The sequence below is a fragment of the Paraliobacillus sp. PM-2 genome (genome assembly GCF_001368815.1).
Classification (GTDB): Bacteria; Bacillota; Bacilli; order Bacillales; family Amphibacillaceae; genus Paraliobacillus.
Map to the genome: position 1 here is coordinate 501,897 of NZ_CTEI01000001.1, position 19,956 is coordinate 521,852.

Consider the following 19,956-nt stretch of genomic DNA (forward strand, 5'->3'; position numbering starts at 1 on the left):
AAGCTAAACAAAAGCATTCTTCTTCGATATGGTGTTTTTAACCCTATAATATAGTTTAAATTCAACTAAAGCTAAAAACTAAAAAAGGAATTATTATATGAAAGATAACAGTTCAAATACTAATTTACGGAAAAAAATAATTAGCTCTGTATCTTATGGATTGAGTGAAAAATTTATAGATATTTTATTTGGATTAATAGCTAGCATAATTATGGCTAGATATTTATTGAGAAGTGACTATGGAATTATTGGGTATATTGCTTCTATTGCAACTATAGTACAAATAGTCAATTTAGCACCTGAAACGTTTTTCTATAAGGAGTTTAAATCTCTTAATAAGAAAGAAAAATTCACCTTTTTAAATAGCTATTTTATTTTTAGTGTTCTAAAATCCAGTTTAATTATTATTTTAAACATTATTATTGGTGTTTTTTTATTATTATTTCATGGTGATTTAATGTACTTAATAGTAATTAGTGTCAATAGTTTTGTTTTATTTATTAAAAATATCAATGCAGTAATGAACATATTTTTAGAAGTGAGTTTCCTTCAAAAGTTCATTACTAGATTTTTTCTTATTTCCAGATTATTCAGGACATTAGTGCTTTCTATGTTAATACTATTTCCAAATCTATATATAGTACTTTTAAGTGATATAATATTTGTTACTATTCAATTCGTGTTATCTTTTATATATATAAAGGGGCATTTTAATTTTAAGTTTCAAAGTGTAAAATTAAAAGAATGGTATTCAATTATAAAAAAATCAACATTAAATTTTTCTTTGTGGGCACATTTGTCAGGTGTAGTAACTAATTTAATTTATAGGTTTGATCCCTTTATTTTAGGTTTTTTTACAACTATGACTGTAGTAGGGAATTATTCCATAGCACTAGTGATTGCTAATTATTTTATAGTTATTTTTCAAATCATACAAAAAAATACTAACATTGCCCTTGCCAATTTATCAGAAAAAGAACCCAAGAAGGCAATTTTGGTAGTTAAAAGATTTATTTTTATAAGTGCAGTACTATCAATTATACAATATCTATGCTTTATAATATTTGGGGAGTATTTACTAAAGCTATATGTAGAGGGAAATGACATAAAAGTCATCTATGAATTTCTTGTATTTATTTTGTTAGGATTATCAATTTTTAACACCTTTAGACCTTTGCTGAGTTATCTAACTATTAAACATAGTGCATATAAGTTTTTTATTTACTGTATCTTACCATCGGGTGTGTTTACCATTTTAACTTATACATTAGCAGCAGCAAATTTTGGTGCATTAGGTGTTGCTAAAGCAAATGTCCTTGCATTTTTATTTTCTGTAATTTGTATGATTGTTTTATTTTTATATTATAGATTCGCTGGTGAGAAGTATTAAAAAGATAGAGGTGAAATGATGCAATACTTTACTCATTTTAAAGTTGCTGCTAGTAGTTTAGTTTTATTTCTTGTTTTTTTTATTCCTAATAGTGGCTTAATCGGGATCCCGGTTATTACTTCTGTCTTTTTCATAATATACGGACTACTAATGTCCAACAAAAAGGTGGAGAAAAAATTACAAATAACACCAATTTATATCTTGATATTACCACTAATTTATTCTCTTTTAATAATATTATTCTCTCAATCTGGGGATTTGTATTATTTCATTCTCTTTACGAAGTTAATTATTATATCCCTAGGTTTATATTATATAATAATTCTATTTAACCTAAATATTTATGAAGGTTTAAAATCGATATTAATGGTATTATTAGTAAATGTATTAATAACCTATGTTCAATATTTTGATCTTTTTTCACTAGGAGATTTCGCGCTTAATTTAAATAGCACTTTTCTACTTCATGCATATAAACCTTATAGAGCAATGGGACTAATGGCGGGTTATGATGCCAATGGAATTATTATAGCAATGACATTTGTTTTATCAATTGTACTAATAAAAATAAGCAATAGCCAAACGGCGAATTTGCTTTATAGTGCATCTGCGATATTTTGTGGATTTGCCATCTTTTTCACATCAAGAACAGGACTAGTAACGCTGCTTTTATTTTTTCTTATTTATTCATTTTTGAGTTCTAAAAACTTATTTAGATATTTAACGAATATAATTATTTATACCTTGATAATAATAGTTATGCTTTTGGCTGGATCAAAAATTATAAAGTCAGAATATCCAACACTGTATGAACAAAGCTATAATTTTATGTTTGAAGCGTTTATTAATTATTCTGAAACCGGGGAATTATACACTAGTAGTTTTGATAATACATTAGAAAACCACTATGAAATCACAAACAATTTGATAAAGCTAATTTTTGGTACATCTTATTCAAATGCCTCTAAAATAGGAGGGTATTCAGATGTAGGGTATGTTCAGATCATAAACGGTTTAGGAATTATCGGCTTAATTATTGTTATATTTATTTATATATACTGGTTTATAAAATTGATTAATATGAGTATATTTTTTAAAAAGCAATTAAATATAAAAATAAATATAATTTATTATTTATATACATTTATTTTGGTGATGTTTATTACTAATATAAAAGGTCCATACTTTTTCGCAAATACTATTTTTTTCCTTTTTCTGTTTCTTTTTAATCTAGTTTATATAAAGTTTAAGAATAGCCGAAATATATTAATAAATTGATAGTTTGTTTTTTGCTAACGTCGTAATGTATAAAACCAATAGAGAAAGATTTTTGTATTTTGTGCTGTTTAAAAAATCGTAAAAAGTTTACACCATAATGTCAAAGATATAAAAGGTCATTCACTATTAGAATGATCTTTTATAATGCAATAAGGCCTAAAGGTAGGGGTCTATAAATTTAACGGTTATGTTGAATGTGAACTATTTTTCTGAAAATATCATTTATTAAAGGGAGAGGAAATCTTTGTTGAACATTTTAGTAATTACTCCATGGTTACCCTATCCAGTAAATGATGGAGGAAGTATTGCCTCGATGTCTTCTATCAATTGTTTAGGTAAACTTGGACATAACGTACACCTAGCAACCTTTGCAGAAATTGATGATTCAAGTATAGATCACCATAAAAATAAATTATTAAGTAAAGCTTGTATAAAAAATGTTCTGATTTTTAGAAAAGAAATCAAAATGAATAGTAAGCTGCTTTTTAAAAGTCTATTCTCTGTTAATTCAATATTGATTAATAGATATTATTCAAAAAAGGTTTTAAATGATATTGTTGTTTACTGTACAAAAAATAATATAGATGTAGTATGGGTTGATCAATTATGGCCAACAGTGTACGTGAAAAAGCTGAAAAATATTCTACCCAATATAAAGATAATTTATAGAGAACATAACGTTGAGTCAGATTTATTAAGACAAAAAACAAAAAAACAAGGATTTTTCAAAAAACTTTTTATGCATACGCAGATTCCTTTAGTTAAAAAATTTGAAAAAGAATTATTTAATTACTTAGATTATACGATTGTATTATCAAAGGAAGATAGGGAGCTTCTTGATATTCCTATAAATAAAAGTGATGTTATACCGTTTGGTTTAGATGATAATGAAGATCCAATAGGTGATTTTAACACTAAACCAAACCTTGTTTTTGTAGGAAGTTTAGAATATATACCTAATAATCAGGGAATAGAGTGGTTTCTCGATGAGGTTGTTAGTAAATTTAACTTTAATGAAGTTAAAGTATATATTATTGGAAAAGGTGCAAATGATAAACTTAAAAAGAAAGTAGAAGCTTTTCCAAATGTAAAACTCTTGGGTTTTGTTGACGATCTATCTTCATTTTTGTTAAAAAGTAATATTTTTATTGTTCCATTATTGTCTGGTAGTGGCATTAGGTTAAAGGTATTAGAAGCTATGAGGAAGGGTATTCCAACAATTTCTACCAGTAAGGGGGTAGAAGGAATACAGTTACTACACTTTGAAGATATATTAATAGCTGACACTCCAGAACTATTTTCTGATCATATTAATCTATTATTAAAAAACCAAACGCAAAGAGAGTCGCTAAGCAAGTATTCGAGACAAAAATTTGAAATGATGTATTCCAATGATGTAATTGCAAAAAGGATTAATTCAGTACTTAATGAGTTAATTTAATTAATAATTAAATTAACTCATGATTATAAATAATGATGTTAGTCTAAAAATTGGACACGGTAAATTGGGAGAATTTCAAGTATAATGAAATTAACAATTTTACAGGAGTGTCCATAGAATGAGAAAAACATATGATAAAGATTTTAAATTACAAGCAGTCCATATGGTGAAGGAGGACGGCAAGAGAATTGCGGAAGTGGCACGGGAATTAGATTTAGCTGAACAAACTCTTCATAATTGGGTGAAGAAACATAATCAAGGTAAGGATGATGCTTTCGTTGGTAGTGGCAATGTACAACGTGAAAAAAGATGGAAAATGACCTACAAAAACGAATGCGTGATTTAGAAGAGGAAAATGCTATCTTAAAAAAGGCTATGGGCATCTTCGCAAAAGACCAGAAGTAATCTATGACTTCATCTACAAGCACCGACACGACTTTCGTGTAGCGAAGATGTGCGAAGTATTAGGTGTTTCCAAAAGTGGCTATTACGCTTGGCTTAACCGAACAAAAAGTAATCAGAAAAAGAGACGAGAGCGTCTTACAGCACGCATTAAGCGTATTCATTTAGAATCAAGGAAGATCTATGGAAGTCCTAAAATTACTAAGACATTGAACTCTCAAGGCATTAATGTATCCCAAAAGACTGTGACACGGATTATGAGAACCAAATTCGATCTAAAACAGTTAAAAAATATAAAGCAACAACGAACTCCAAGCATCATTTGCCTATTTACCCAAACTTATTAAAGCAACAGTTTAAAGTTGACCGACCCGGACAGGTTTGGGTAGGTGACATTACTTATATTTGGACAGGCGAAGGATGGTTATATTTAGCCTCTATGATGGATCTTTATTCACGCCGCCTTATTGGCTGGGCTATGGGTGAACGAATGACAAAAGAACTTGTCATAACAGCTTTAAAACGAGCAATAGTTACACAATCACCTACAAAGGGGTTAATACATCATTCTGATCGAGGTAGCCAATATGCCTCTAATGATTACCAAAAGCTACTACGCAAAAATGGAATAACTACAAGTATGAGCAGAAAGGGAAATTGCTATGATAATGCTTGCATTGAATCCTTTCACGGTATCATTAAAAGAGAATTGATATTTCATGAAAACTATAAAACTAGAAATCAAGCAAAAAGAAGTATTTTCAAGTATATTGTCAGCTTTTATAATTACAAGCGCATTCATTCAACAAATGAATACATGTCACCAATTGTATATGAAAAGAAATATTATAAGCGCTTAATCAATACAGCTGTGTAGAAGATATTATCCTCTCTGGTAGGAGAAGGGAAACATCCCTTCTCCTACCAGAGAGGCCAGCAAGCGAAGCGCGGTAGGGAAAAACAACTTTCTCCGTATTCGCTGCGCCCATTTTCTTGACATAATATCAATAAATAGGAAAAAGGTGGTGTAGAAATGTCAAAATTAGTTTCAATAGCAATCCCCACATATAATAGACCCGATACTCTATTGTATATAATTAATTCATACCTAATACAAGATAGTATTGCTGAATTAATTATAATAAATGATGGTAGTACAAAAAATTATAATAATACAATTGATAAAATTTCAACTATGTGTAGAAATAAAAATATAAATCTCAAATATTTTATAAATGATGAAAAAAAGGGGGCAGAATATTGTAGAAATAAATTAAAAGAAGAGGTTGAATTTGATTATATCTTGTGGGGAGAAGATGATGTTTTATTAGGGGATAATTATGTAAAAACGCTTATCGAAAAAAAGTTGAACAACCCAAATATTGGTGCCATAGCAGGGAGGATACTATATATAGATGGTAGTTACTATCAAGAATATTCTCCAACAATGCAAGAGCTGGAAGAAAAAAATAACAGTAAGACAAAAGTTTATGATTTCAAACTATTAGAAGGATATTACAGGATAAAAACAGATAAGGATCATATTGTACCATTTGTTCATGCAGTCTGTTTAATGGATGCTAACTTTATAAAAAAGTATAACTATAAAGATATTTATAAAATCAATGGATACAGAGAAGAATCAGATTTTCAATTATACTATTTATTGGAAAATAAAAAAAATTACTATACCTCTGAATGTACATGTATCCACCTTAATCAGAGAACTGGTGGTCAAAGACAAAAGGGACGACTTAAGAATGAGTATTATATTATAAAAAATAATAACAAATTTATTGATGAAAATTATGAGCTAATTACTAAAAAATTTTCAGTAAAACCTAAATTTTATATCAAGTTTTTATTCGTAACAAATAGAATATCTTTGATTACTCAAAGTATTTTAAAAAAAATTTCACCAATAAATAGTAAATAGGTAAGAGGTGTTTATTATTTTTAAACTTAATAAAAAGAAAAATAAAGAAAAAGATAATCTCTCTGTTGTGATCATGGACTTATTGTGTATAACCCCGTATTATGATTACTACTTGATTAAGGAAATAATAAGTTTAAACTCTAAAACAAAATTTGCATCTATTTCTTTTCATTTAGATACTTCATATTTTAAAAGTAATGGAATAAAAAATGATCCAGGACTGATTGACATAATTTCTAAGTTAGGTATTAAACAAAAAAAAATCAGACAAATTTTGAAGATTAGTGAATACCTAGTTAATCTAGTTGCATATACAATTAGACTTCTTATAAAGAAGCCTGATGTAATTCACATTCAGTGGCTAAACCTACTAACTATAACTAAATTGGAAATTCACCTATTAAAGTTATTGAAATTAAGAGGGATTAAAATAATATATACAGTTCATAACATTTTACCACATGACACTAATGATAAATATAAAAAAGTTTATTCAAAAGTGTATAAGGAAGTAGCAGATAACCTTATTTGCCATACAGATCATGCTAAGAAAGAGCTAATCAATAATTTTAATATTGAAACTGAAAAAATTAAAGTTATCCCTCATGGGCCAATGTTTAATTTAGATATTGAATATGATAATGTTGAATGTAAAAAAATTATTGGGGCAAATAGTGATGAAGTTGTGGTTCTTTTCTTTGGCATAATAAGACCGTATAAAGGTATTGAATTTTTATTAGATACTTGGAGAGAAGTCATTGATCAAAGAAAGAATGTTAAGCTTATAATTGCTGGGAACGGTGATGAAAAATATTTAAGTTCATTACAAAATATAATTTCCCAAGCAGGCTTAAACAATATAAAAACAAACTTTGAATATATTCCAACAGAGATGTTACCAATATATCATAATGCTGCAGATATACTAGTATACCCTTATAAAAATATCACGCAATCTGGAGCTTTGTTGACTGGGATGTCATTTAATAAGCCAATAATTGCAACAGATATTGATGGTTTTAAGGATGTTTTAAGTGATCGATATAATGCTTTCACAGTAGAATATGGAGATATTGAGAATTTTAAAACTGCTCTTATAAATTTAATCGATAATCCTGAAACTAGAAAAAAAATTGCTGAAAATGCTTATAAAGATGTAAATACAAAATATTCATGGAAACAAATTGGAATGAAAACTCTAGATTGCTATAAGAGCTAGTATTAAAAAATGTTTATAGAATAATCTTCCGATTAAAATATTTTAATATAAAAGTTTAAAATTACGAAAGAAATCAGAGTAAAAATTACACAATAATCATATAAAAAATTGGGGGCTATATAATGGAAATGATTTTATTGTCTGGTGGTTCCGGGAAACGTTTATGGCCACTATCTAATGATTCAAGGTCAAAGCAATTTTTAAAGGTTTTATATAATAATGGTAATATGGAATCTATGGTTCAAAGAGTTTGGAATCAGTTAGAAATGTTGCAGTTAAATGATTCCACTGTAATTGCAACTAGTAAGAATCAGGTGGATATGATTCATAGTCAACTTGGTAATCATATTCCATTAATTATAGAACCAGAGCGTCGTGATACATTTCCTGCTATCGCTTTAGCTGCTACTTATCTTTATTCTGTAAAAAGAAGTAGTTTAAATGAAGTAATTGGAGTATTACCAGTTGACCCTTATGTAGATACTAGCTTTTTTGAAAGAATAAAGGACTTGGAGGCCGCATTGGGGAAATCTGAGGCTGATCTAGCGTTAATGGGAGTTAATCCAACATTTCCTTCACAAAAATATGGCTATATAGTTCCAGTAAAAAGTAATAACAATGATTATATTCAAGTAAGTCATTTTAAAGAAAAGCCAACAGAAACTGAAGCAAGAGATTTAATGAGTCAAAATGCTTTATGGAATTGTGGTGTATTTGCTTTTAAACTTGATTATATAATCTCTTTGTTAAAGGCTAAAGGATTACCAATTCAATATGAAGAGTTGGTAAAGAAATACCATGATTTTGAAAAAATAAGTTTTGATTATGCTGTGGTAGAGAAGGCAAAAAAAATTGTTGCTCTTCCATATAGTGGAGACTGGAAAGACCTTGGAACATGGAATACATTAACCGATGAAATGGGTACAAATCAAATAGGGAAAGGTATTATCAGTAAGGATTCCACTAATACCCACTTAGTAAATGAGTTAGATATTCCTATTACAGTGTTAGGCATAAAAGATGCGGTTGTTGCTGCAAGCCCGGATGGAATATTAGTAACTGATAAGGTTGCAAGTCCGAGAATTAAAAATGTATTAAAAGGTTTTGAACAGCGTCCTATGTATGAAGAGAGGCGTTGGGGTTGGTATAAAGTTCTTGACCATACAAAATTCAAAGAAGGAAATGAAGTCCTTACAAAGAGAATCGGTGTTAAAGCTGGAAATAACTTAAGCTATCAGAAGCATTATGCTAGAAGCGAAGTTTGGACAATTATTAAGGGTGAAGGTGAATTTGCTTTAAATGATGAGATTCGCCAGGTAAAATCAGGTGATGTTTTATTTATTCCAGTTGAAGCAAAGCATGGAATTAAAGCTATTACAGATTTGGAGTTTATCGAAGTACAAACTGGTACTCAACTTATTGAAGAAGATATTGTCCGTTTATACATGACGTGGCAAGAAGTAGAAGAACATTGTAGAACTTTAGTGAAATAATGGATTAATGAAAGATAGAAGATGAATAAGTTGATAAATTATATTATAAATTATTTAACTAATATTTAGTTGTCAAGATACAGAACTAAGTGGATTTAAAGTTTTTAATGTTATAGATTAAGAGAGGGAATATTTAGATGAAAATCACAATTGCTGGAACAGGCTATGTAGGCTTATCAAACGCAGTGTTATTAGCTCAGCACAACGAAGTTATAGCACTGGATATTTTACAAGAAAAAGTAGATATGATTAATAACAAAAGGTCTCCAATAATAGACCATGAAATTGAAGAATTCTTGGCAACAAAAGAATTGAACCTTACCGCAACGACGGATAATTATGAAGCATTTAATGATGCAGAATTTGTAATTATATCTACTCCTACCGATTATGATCCTGAAAAAAATTACTTTAACACTCGAACTGTCGAGGATGTTATTGCTAACGTTTTATCTATTAACCCAGAAGCAGTAATGGTTATCAAATCAACTGTTCCAGTTGGTTATACAGAAGCAGTACGAGAAAAATTTGATACAAAAAATATTATCTTTTCACCAGAGTTTTTAAGAGAAGGTAAAGCCTTATATGATAACTTATATCCTACAAGAATTGTCGTAGGCGAACAGTCAGAAAGAGCTAAAGTTTTTGCTGATTTATTAGTAGAAGGTGCAGTTAAAGAAGATATTGACGTCCTATTTACCAATTCAACAGAAGCAGAAGCTATTAAACTATTTGCAAATACTTATCTAGCAATGAGAGTTGCTTTCTTTAATGAACTAGATTCTTATGCGGAAATTAGAGGCTTAAATGCAAAACAAATTATTGATGGTGTAGGTCTCGATCCACGTATAGGTAATCACTATAATAATCCCTCTTTTGGTTACGGAGGGTACTGCTTGCCTAAAGATACTAAACAATTATTGGCTAACTATGAGGATGTACCGAATAATATCATGGCAGCTATTGTAGATGCAAATAGAACAAGAAAAGACCATGTTGCTGAGATGATCATAAATAGAAAACCTAAGATAGTAGGTATTCATAGATTGACAATGAAAACAGACTCAGATAATTTTAGGCAATCAGCTATTCAAGGAGTAATGAAACGTGTGAAAGCTAAGGGAATTGAAGTCGTTGTGTATGAACCAGCTCTTAGTGAAGATACTTTCTATAACTCAAAGGTAATTAATGATTTTGAGGAATTTAAGAAAGTTTCAGATATAATTGTAGCTAATCGCTTATCTGATGATTTACGTGATGTAGAAGACAAGGTTTATACAAGAGACTTATTTAGTAGAGACTAATATCACTCGAGGCACATTTACATGTATATCAAAGAAATGTCAAAGTTTAAACAAGTTTACGTGAACCAGATTTTTAACCAGATATCGGAAAGACAGGGTCAGGCCCTGTCGGGAGACAGGTTGGTGAATTTGTCCATGAAGAGAGGGCGAAGATGTTGTTTGTTAGATAAGGGGTTAGCAAATGAAGAAGTCTTATATATGCAATCACGTTCCAAAGTAATGAAGTTGCTTTGGAACGTGATTATTTTATTTTGTAATTTTTTTGTGATCAATGAAGGAATTTAGCATAGTAATGGGGAATATTGTGACTGCTAAACTAAATGAGACAGCACACGCTTGATAATATGAAACACTTATTGCCTTAGAGTGACTTTCCAGTGGGAAGCCCATGGGAACCCCACTGGAAAAAATATCTTATTAAATCTAAAGCTTTCTCACTATATGATAGATTAGTAAATCTATAGTGATGGAGGTTTGAAAGGTGGATAAGTGGCAAGTGTATATGGAAATAGAACAACTATTAAGACAAGGATTTAGTAAAACAAAAGTAGCTGAGAAGCTTGGGGTTTCAAGATCTACAATATATCGATATTTAGAAAGAAGTCCTCAAGAAATGGCGGAGTGGATGGTTATTATTCAAACTAGGGGCAAGAAGCTTGATCCTCATAAGGAACTGATTCTTTCTTGGTTAAGAAAACATCCTGATATGACAGCAGCTCAAGTGTATGACTGGTTAGAAGAAAAATATCATTTGATTGATGTTGGGGAAAGTACCGTTAGAGATATCGGGGTCAGGCCCTGTCGAAAGACAGATTGGTGAATTTGTCCATGAAGAGAGGACGAAGATTTTGTTTGTTAGATAAGGGGTTAGCAAATGAAGAAGTCTTATATATGCAATCACGTTCCAAAGTAATGAAGCTGCTTTGGAACGTGTTTATTTTATTTGTAATTTTTTTGCGATCAATGAAGGAATTGTAAGCGTCAAATAGCCCACACCTATCATTCAGGTCTGGGCTCATGCTATGATTGGGTTACTTCTTACTTGGTACGCGGCAAGCTTCTGGTAATTCGCCTGACCAAGGTAGATACTTTTGGATTTCATTAGGATCTGTCAGATCTACATTAGGAAGTTCTTCAAATAAATATTTTAAATAGGCATAGGGATTAAGATTGTTTTCTTTCGATGTTTCAACGACACTATAAATAAGAGCACTACTTTTTGCACCCTTAGCTGTGTTGCTAAACAGCCAATTTTTTCTCCCTAAAACAAAGGGCTTAATTGCTCTCTCCGCACGATTATTATCCAACTCTAATCGTCCATCCAAAAGAAAGGCTTCCAGTTTAGGCCACTGCGACTTACAATATTAAGGTATGGTCACAGTGACACCCCGGAATTTGTCGAAAATGGATAGAGGAGAAGTGGGGCAGCAATTGGATTTGTTGTGTTTCTTTCTTTTTCTTTTGGCAGGAATTTTGATTATTTTGTAGAATATTGGTATTGTGCATTGTATTTTTCTATCTGTTAGTTGTTTGTATTACAAAAGACTTACTTCTATTTTGACCTCGATGACACATCGAATTTCTTCGTTGGCTTGCTTTTCTGTTGCTCATGTATTAGATTGCATACATTCCTACTCAAAGTTACGCCTCCTTTTTGAAGACACACTTGTAAGGCTTTCTGTATTTAATTGTAAAATTTCTAATTTTACTTAATTTCATAAAATACATGACAGTTAGGGGAAATCTCTTTATAATAGTAGTAAGTGAATAAAAAGGACGATCATATGATAAAAAATGTATCCAACTGGAAAAAGGACATGAAAAGTCAGGCGTCTGGAACTAGGGCGAAGTTTTGGCTTGAAAATCCAACTGACGAAATAAAGTACTTATTCAAAATTCCTACTGAAAATACTGGAGAGTATTGGGCTGAATATATATCGAGTCAAATCGGTCAGTTGATCGGGATTGATGTTATGCACGTGGAATTAGCATCATACAATGGTATTATTGGAACAATTGCCAAAAATTTTGTTGAAAAGAATGAGGAATTTTATGAAGGTGGAGACTTGTTTTTTAATTATTTTCCAGACTTCGATCGGTATCAATTGAAACATTACGAACTTCCAAATATCTTAACAGTATTATCTGAATACAGTGTAGAAAGGGATTTCATTATTATACCTGTATTTGATACTTTTATCGGAAATCAGGATAGACATTGTGATAATTGGGGCATAATTAATAGTGAAAATGGATTTCATCTTTCTCCTATCTATGACAATGGCTCATCTATGGGGTTCAATTTATCGGAAGAGCGTATTCATAAGATGTTAAGAGACAAACGAATGTTTAAAGGGTTTTGTAACAGAGGTAAAGCAATAATAGGATTACCGGGGAGCAAGAAAACAAAATTCTTGGATCTACTCACATATATAAACAATTGTTTTCCTTTAGAATTCAAACAATCACTAGAGAAAATAAATAGAGTTAATGATACCATGATTTGTAATGTTTTGAGTGAAATTCCTGATTCAATTATGAGTGAAGTATATAAAGAATGGGTACGCGCCATTCTCTTATATCGAAAAAAATGGATTGTTGCTTGGTACGAAAGGAGGTTGTGATAATGAATAGACCGTTTGAGTTGTGGTTAATCTGGCAGAATGTCGAAACTCGTCAAAGATACCACATTGGTAACCTTGTACATGAAGAAGGTAATTTTAAATTTTATTATGAACATGGCAAAAGAAGGAAATTAGATGAGGCTATGGAAAATGGTTATAGACCGCATTTGGCTTTTCCTAATGTCACAAAGATCTATACCTCTGATAGACTTTTTGGCCCTTTTGCACGTAGATTACCTGACAAGAGAAGACCGGATTTTTCTAAATTAGTAAAGGAACTAGGTTTACCTAATGACTATTCAGAAATGGATTTACTACGCGCAACTGGTGGACGTTTAGCTACAGACTCCTATGAATTTGTTCATCCACTTTACGTGGAACATAACCACTTTGATTTTGATTTCTATATCGCTGGATGGCGCTATTATGAAGGGGATCAAATTATTAATCAGTTAAAAGCTGGTGATGATGTACAGTTTAACTTACACCGTGATAACCCTGAAGATGATAAAGCTGTTATCGTTTTATCAGGTCTGAACGGACTACAGTTAGGATATATCCCAGCATATTATAGTGGTTTCATGTTTGAAGCAATCAGAAATCGATGTACCTACACCGCTAAGATTGAACGAATTAATCCAGCTGCTGTTCCACAAAGAAAAGTTAATATTTCTGTTGTCGGTGATTTGAGTAATAATTTTAGTATGAACAATATTGATTTTAACTCTAAGGACTTACAATTAATTAAACAATAAGATATCGGGGTCAGACCCACTAGCGTTGCATCAGTGTAATTAATTTACATTAGTTTTAATAATTGTTATCAAATCAAATATTCATGCTTGAAACGTAGAGGAAATACACTCGCTTTCCGCGGGCACGGCCTCAGCTAACTTGGTAAAGAAAAACACTTTACCAAGTGGATCTTCGGACGCGTGCTGTTCCCGCAGGAGTCTCGCATATTTCCTCTACTTAAGCGCCTATATTCAAACAAGAATATAGGCTATTTCTATTTACAAAAATAAAAAATGCTCCTATTGTAGAAGAGAGACCATACTTGTTCCCAAATCTTCTACAAAGGAGCACAAAATGTGTACTAAAAGTATAGGTCATAAACAGCTAATTAGTCAATGTTTATCTGTATTACCAACAGAATTTTTTTCTTCTCCACTATTAAATTATGAGTATGACAAGCTTTCTGTAGATGCATTAATGAAAGTTTTTGTTGCTGCGCAACTAGATAAATGGGAATCCTATGATGATATGGAAGAAAAGCTTCGAGCCAACCCAGGCTTTTGTGAATCGATCGCTTTATCTAGTATTAGTGGATCCCAGTTAAGTCGAAGAATTAATGCGTTGCCAACAGAATATGCACAACAGCTCTTTCAACGTGTGGTGCACATCATTCAAGATATGACGAAAGGTCATAAAGGAATAAATAAAGCTGTCGGACGCTTGAAAATTATTGATTCTACGCATTTGAAGCTACCACCCGCCCTTTGTGATTGGGCGTTTGTCACCAAAGGTTGGAATGTCGTGAAAATGCACACCCGTATTGTAGTCGTTTCAGAAGATATCTCCTATCCAGATAAGATCATTCCTTCTACAGGCAACGTCGGTGACGTTGAAACAGGTGAGCTACTCGTTGAAGAAAACGACGCCACGTATCTGATGGACAGAGGGTATCCTTCGAAAAAGAATGTGACGGCTTGGGTGGATAAGGGGATCGATTTTGTCGTTCGTATTACCAAAAAAATCACAGCGACACCAATAGAAAGGTATGAATGTCAGCATCCTTCTGTGCTTATAGATGCAAAAGTGCAGTGTAGTTATTCTAAAGAACCCCTTCGCTTAATCGAGTTTACTGATGAAACAGATACATTATATCGTTTACTTACAACGAGGTGGGATCTACCTGCGGAGCAGGTGATGGATCTATATCGTCATCGTTGGATAATTGAAACCTTTTTTAAATGGGTGAAACAACACTTAAGATTAGTTAAGATTTGGAGCACAAAACCACAAGGCATGTGGAATCAAATGTTTCTCGCTTTAGCAGCTTATGGATTGGCTTTAATCCTTCAATTACAAATGAAAACAAAAAAGAAACTGTGGCAGTTTTTACGTCTGATGCGGACGTATATGTATAAACCTTACGATGCGTTCACAGAAGCGCTTTTCAGAAGGAAAAGCAAAACAACACGGGGATGACAAAAAATACCGATACGTAAAACAACCACAATGTTTGAAGGAACGATAGCCATGATTAAGCCACAAAAAAGAAATAAATAAAGTTCTAACTTCACAATATAATATACAAAAAATGGGAACAAGGTCTTTTTTACGACCCGGTTCCCTTTTTTAATTTCTCTAACAAAACCTAATGGTATTTTTTTGATTAAATGGTTAAAAACTCTATTGGTGCAACGCTAGTGGGTCAGACCCTGTCGAAAGACAGATTGTTGAATTTGTCCATGAAGAGGGGACGAAGATTTTGTTCGTTAGATAACGGGTTAGCAAATGAAGAAGTCTTATATAGGCGATCACGTTCCAAAGTAATGAAGCTGCTTTGGAACGTGATTATTTTATTTTGTGATTTTTTTGTGATCAATGAAGGAATTTAGCATAGTAATGGGGAATATACTAGATAACAAACTTCTACAAACTTCGCATATAGATTTACAACTGGTCGTTTCTACATTTTTAAACCGCATCATTACTTTCCATTTTGCTTCATACCGCTGCAGTTATCATTTGAATTTTACCATATCAACTAAATCGTTCTTTAAAAGGGAGGTTATTTTTTTGCCTAGGAAAAAACGTATATGGTTTCCTGGAGCTAAGTATCATATTACTAGTCGTGGTATACGGAGGACATCATTATTTCATGATGATAATGATCGTATCGAGTACCTTCGGCTATTGGAGGAAACAAAGTTCATCTATCCATTTATTCTTCACGCTTATTGCCTCATGACAAACCACATTCACCTTCAATTGGAAACCATTGATCAGCCAACAGGAACAATTATGAAATATCTTCACTCTGCGTATGCTACCTATTTTAATCGCAAATACCATTATTCCGGTCATGTATTCGAAAGTCGTTATGGAGCTGAATTAATAGACTCAGTTGCGTATGAATTAGAGGTGAATAAATATATTCATCTAAATCCATTGCGTGCTAATATGGTGCAAGATCTTAATGATTATAAATGGAGTAGTTTTCTAAATTATCGGTATGCAGATCAGAGTTCGCTAGTAACCACTGATCGGATATTTACCTTCTTCCGTGCACCTAAGGTAGACAGTTATCTCCATTATCTACATGCTAATGTGAAAGAGGCTGATAGATATACAGTTATTAAGCAAGAAATAATAAAAAGAGGTGAATAACATGGTAACAAAAGTTTCTAGTATTGGGCTTCGCGGCATGGAAGGTTATCGTATTCAAGTTGAGGTGCATGTGATGGAAGGGCAACCTTCGTTTACGATTATTGGATTGCCAGATTTAGCAGTTAAAGAGTCTCGTGAACGTGTCTTAAGTACACTTTCTGTTATGAATTGTGATGTATCAAATGAAAAGGTAATTGTTCAGTTATCACCACCTGAACAAAGGAAAATGGGGCCGTTTTTTGATATCGCCATTGCTTTAGCCATCCTAAAGGAGAAAGATCAAATAAAGGTAAATTTTGATGAAGATACCGCTTTTGTTGGGTCATTACGGTTAGATGGAACGATTCAATCGGTTGATGGACTTCTACCTAGTGTACTGGCTGCGAAGCATTTAGGCTTTAAGAAACTTTATATCCCCACTACTTTGGATCTTCCGCTAGCAAGTGTTCCCGATCTTGAGATTTGTCCTATTCATGATGTAAACGAATGTCTTGGTCATTTGGAGGGACAGAACTGTTTATCTTTTACCAAAAGGGATGATTCTTATCTATCTGTTGTAGCAGAACAAGATAATAGGAATGACTTTGCTCATATTATTGGACAAGAACAAGCGAAGCGTGCGATGACGATTGCGGCAAGTGGTGGGCATCATTTGTTTATGACAGGTCCACCGGGTTGTGGGAAAACATTATTGGCGGAGACTTATCCAAGCATTTTACCGCCGTTAACAGATGAACAATTTTTAGAAATGATCAGTATCTATCAAATGACGAATACGACTCCTCCTTCTGGTCATTCAGCCCCATTTCGAGCACCACATCATTCTTCTTCTTATGTATCGTTAGTTGGCGGAGGTAGTAACCCAAGACCAGGTGAAGCTTCTTTAGCGCATCATGGGGTATTATTTTTAGATGAACTGCCTGAATTCACCAAGAAAACGTTGGATATGTTGCGTGAACCATTAGAAAGTGGCCAAGTCCATATTAGTAGAGCAGTTGGGACAGTCAGTTATCCTGCTCGTTTCCAATTAATTACCGCGATGAATCCTTGCCCATGTGGCTATCACGGAGCAAAGAAACGCTATTGCACATGTAGTCCAAAGGAAATTCAGAAGTATGTGAATCGCATCTCTGGCCCATTACTTGATCGATTTGATATCTTTTTGCCACTCGTGCCAGTATCAATGAATCATATAACAAAAAATAATACTACTTCTACTGACTTAAGCACACACGTTGCTGAAGTCCGCCAAATACAAAAGGTCCGTTATGGTAGTGATGTTTTAAATGCAAATGTATCCCTAGATCTACTTAAAAGCGTAGGAAATATCACAGATCACCAGATAAAGATAATTGCAACATGTGCACAAAAACAACAATGGAGCAACCGTGTACAAGTAAAAATTCTAAGGTTGGCAAGAACAATTGCTGACTTAAATAATGAGGAAGCAGTAACAGACGAATCGCTATGGGAAGCGATGACGTACCAACGAAATCCATTAACAAAGAAAGATAGGCTTTCAGTAGTATATAACGATAATGTAACAAACTAAGTAGGACTGAACTGTAATGATTTCATTTCATACTGTGCTGCTTGATTGCCGTCCCTGGATGGAAAGGATATATAACCTTTTTCTTGTAGTAGCGGATGAGGATAAAGGATTGAGTTCTATTTGATTGTAAAATGCATTCATTTTTTTTAGGCAATTCATTTGATCCCTTCCTGTTCATGTGAAGTTTATGATAAATCTCTGTTTGATACTATAATCGTTTGGATCGTTTTGGTTGGTGTCTGTTTGTTGGATATTCTGTCTTTTATTACTCGGAATCATTTTCGTACAATACCCGGGACATACTTAAAGGAAAAGAAATACAAAAAGAAATTAGAGGAGAAGGTGAAGCAATATCAGGGTCACAGACCACTCTTAAAAGTAATACTGTGTGACCTAAATGCATTTTCCCTTTTTGACCATTATGTAATTGGGACTTGTTATATTGTTATCGGTTAAACGGATGGTGAATTATAAATTCATACAATCTCACCCAACTAAGACACTAAACACCAGTAATGTAACGATCATATAGATAAAGAACTATAAGGGGAGGTAATATCAATGGAAAGGTGTACAATTACAGTAAAGGAATTAGCAAAAGATTTAGGTGTGCACACGGATACGCTTTATGATCCTAATTAATTTATCAATATTCATCATTTAGAAAATGTGCGTTCTTATAATGACTTTTTTAAATATATGATTCCCTTTAGTGAAGAGGCAATTGAAGATTTAGAATTAGAATTAATTTAATTTACCAATAAGTATTATGGACAATATTTTTGTTGAACAGTCATGTTGAAGAATAAAAATCTAGATGAATGCATAGTATTTATTATTATAAGCAAATAAGACAAGCCTTCCCAATTTTATCTCTTTAAGATATGATAGTTATAGACTATCTCTTTAAGGGGGAGGTGAGCTGTGGTGGAACAAAGCACACAGAAAATTTTAAAAAAGAAATTAAGCTTTGATGAGATGATTGAACACCTAGATCAAAAGAATGTTAAATTTGAACTAATTACGAAAGATGAAGCCAAAAACATCCTCCAAACGTCAAATTACTTTTACAAAATCACTGCTTATAGAAAGAATTTTGAAAAGAATAAATATGATAAGTATATCAATTTAGACTTTAAACTGTTGCAAGACCTTGCCACTATTGATATGCGGCTGCGTTATTTAGTATTACAAATGTGTCTAGATATAGAGCATGCAGTTAAAACACAAATTCTTACGGATATAACTAATGACTCTTCTGAAGATGGCTATAGTATTGTGACTGATTACTTAGCGTATGATAATAGCTCAATTGAAGATTATATGAAAGCTTTAAATAAAGAAAGTCATTATAATTATGGTTTATATGTAAAGCATCATGAAAATCCGCCTATTTGGGTTTTATTTGAAGTTATGACTTTTGGTGCTTTTGTAAAGTTTGTGGAGTATTATTATCGTCGGAAAAACAAGCCACCTGCATACAAAGAGATACAGCAAGTATTAAGGTATGTAAAAAACATACGTAACACAGCTGCTCACAATAGTCCTATTTTGATGGATATAACTAAAAATGGGCAGATCGGTCCTCAAAAGGTTATAAAACCGATAACCATTTTCACAAAAGGGATTCCGGGGTTGTCACCTCAAGCGAGGAAAAAAAGGCTCTCTAATCGGAAGGTACATGACTTGACTGCACTTATTTATGTTCATTATACTTATATTAATAGCGATGGTATAAAAACTGCACGTTATGGAGATCTTAGGAAATTATTGGAACGCACAAAACGGTTGGAAGATGCATATAATAATCAAGATTCCTTGATTGCAGTGTATAAATACTTTAAAAAACTGATTGACTTCGTAAGTTAATTAGTGTAGTATTTTATCTAAGGAAAAAATCGGTTCGCCCGGTTTGCAATAG

The 19,956-nt window shown here is 32.3% G+C and carries 14 protein-coding genes and 2 pseudogenes; 15 read left to right on the plus strand and 1 reads right to left on the minus strand.

The genetic code is table 11. The features are described from left to right. Positions 1-97 precede the first annotated feature (97 nt). From BN1058_RS02280 to BN1058_RS02325, 9 genes and pseudogenes are all read left to right on the plus strand, one after another. On the plus strand, positions 98-1,390 hold the full coding sequence (locus tag BN1058_RS02280; protein WP_090852286.1) for a lipopolysaccharide biosynthesis protein: 1,293 nt from the start codon (positions 98-100) through the stop codon (positions 1,388-1,390). An 18-nt stretch (positions 1,391-1,408) separates the two neighbouring features. Continuing rightward, complete coding sequence (locus BN1058_RS02285; protein WP_090852289.1) at positions 1,409-2,668, plus strand: hypothetical protein; 1,260 nt, start codon at positions 1,409-1,411, stop codon at positions 2,666-2,668. Positions 2,669-2,915: 247 nt separating this feature from the next. Next, the gene (locus BN1058_RS02290) at positions 2,916-4,109 is read left to right on the plus strand and encodes a glycosyltransferase family 4 protein (protein ID WP_141652098.1); all 1,194 of its coding nucleotides are present in this window, start codon (positions 2,916-2,918) and stop codon (positions 4,107-4,109) included. A 118-nt stretch (positions 4,110-4,227) separates the two neighbouring features. After that, a pseudogene (locus tag BN1058_RS02295) lies at positions 4,228-5,388 on the plus strand (IS3 family transposase). Between the two features lie 156 nt (positions 5,389-5,544). Further along, the gene (locus tag BN1058_RS02300; protein WP_141652099.1) at positions 5,545-6,447 is read left to right on the plus strand and encodes a glycosyltransferase family A protein; all 903 of its coding nucleotides are present in this window, start codon (positions 5,545-5,547) and stop codon (positions 6,445-6,447) included. Positions 6,448-6,454: 7 nt separating this feature from the next. Further along, positions 6,455-7,666 (plus strand): glycosyltransferase family 4 protein, encoded by a 1,212-nt coding sequence (locus tag BN1058_RS02305; RefSeq protein ID WP_090852295.1) that lies wholly within the window; start codon positions 6,455-6,457, stop codon positions 7,664-7,666. A gap of 122 nt (positions 7,667-7,788) precedes the next feature. After that, positions 7,789-9,159, plus strand: coding sequence for a sugar phosphate nucleotidyltransferase (locus BN1058_RS02310; protein WP_090852297.1), 1,371 nt, complete (start codon positions 7,789-7,791; stop codon positions 9,157-9,159). A 137-nt stretch (positions 9,160-9,296) separates the two neighbouring features. Beyond that, positions 9,297-10,463, plus strand: coding sequence for a nucleotide sugar dehydrogenase (locus BN1058_RS02315; protein WP_090852300.1), 1,167 nt, complete (start codon positions 9,297-9,299; stop codon positions 10,461-10,463). A gap of 481 nt (positions 10,464-10,944) precedes the next feature. Next, positions 10,945-11,283, plus strand: a complete 339-nt coding sequence (locus BN1058_RS02325) for a helix-turn-helix domain-containing protein (RefSeq protein WP_255306955.1) — start codon at positions 10,945-10,947, stop codon at positions 11,281-11,283. Between the two features lie 211 nt (positions 11,284-11,494). Here the strand turns inward: BN1058_RS02325 and BN1058_RS02330 are convergent. Next, a pseudogene (locus BN1058_RS02330) lies at positions 11,495-11,827 on the minus strand (transposase); the annotation flags it as partial. Between the two features lie 420 nt (positions 11,828-12,247). Here BN1058_RS02330 and BN1058_RS02335 point away from each other — a divergent pair. From BN1058_RS02335 to BN1058_RS02360, 6 genes are all read left to right on the plus strand, one after another. Then, positions 12,248-13,087 (plus strand): HipA domain-containing protein, encoded by an 840-nt coding sequence (locus BN1058_RS02335; RefSeq protein WP_090855903.1) that lies wholly within the window; start codon positions 12,248-12,250, stop codon positions 13,085-13,087. A 2-nt stretch (positions 13,088-13,089) separates the two neighbouring features. Further along, positions 13,090-13,842: an HIRAN domain-containing protein gene (locus BN1058_RS02340; RefSeq protein WP_090852306.1), complete on the plus strand. Its 753-nt coding sequence runs from the start codon at positions 13,090-13,092 to the stop codon at positions 13,840-13,842. A 334-nt stretch (positions 13,843-14,176) separates the two neighbouring features. After that, positions 14,177-15,298, plus strand: a complete 1,122-nt coding sequence (locus BN1058_RS02345) for an IS4 family transposase (RefSeq protein WP_255306956.1) — start codon at positions 14,177-14,179, stop codon at positions 15,296-15,298. A gap of 594 nt (positions 15,299-15,892) precedes the next feature. Beyond that, a complete protein-coding gene (locus BN1058_RS02350; protein WP_255306957.1) occupies positions 15,893-16,483 on the plus strand; it encodes a transposase in 591 nt (196 codons plus the stop codon). A gap of 1 nt (position 16,484) precedes the next feature. Next, positions 16,485-18,035, plus strand: a complete 1,551-nt coding sequence (locus tag BN1058_RS02355; protein WP_090852309.1) for a YifB family Mg chelatase-like AAA ATPase — start codon at positions 16,485-16,487, stop codon at positions 18,033-18,035. A gap of 927 nt (positions 18,036-18,962) precedes the next feature. Next, positions 18,963-19,904 (plus strand): Abi family protein, encoded by a 942-nt coding sequence (locus BN1058_RS02360; protein ID WP_141652100.1) that lies wholly within the window; start codon positions 18,963-18,965, stop codon positions 19,902-19,904. The last annotated feature ends 52 nt before the right edge of the window (positions 19,905-19,956 follow it).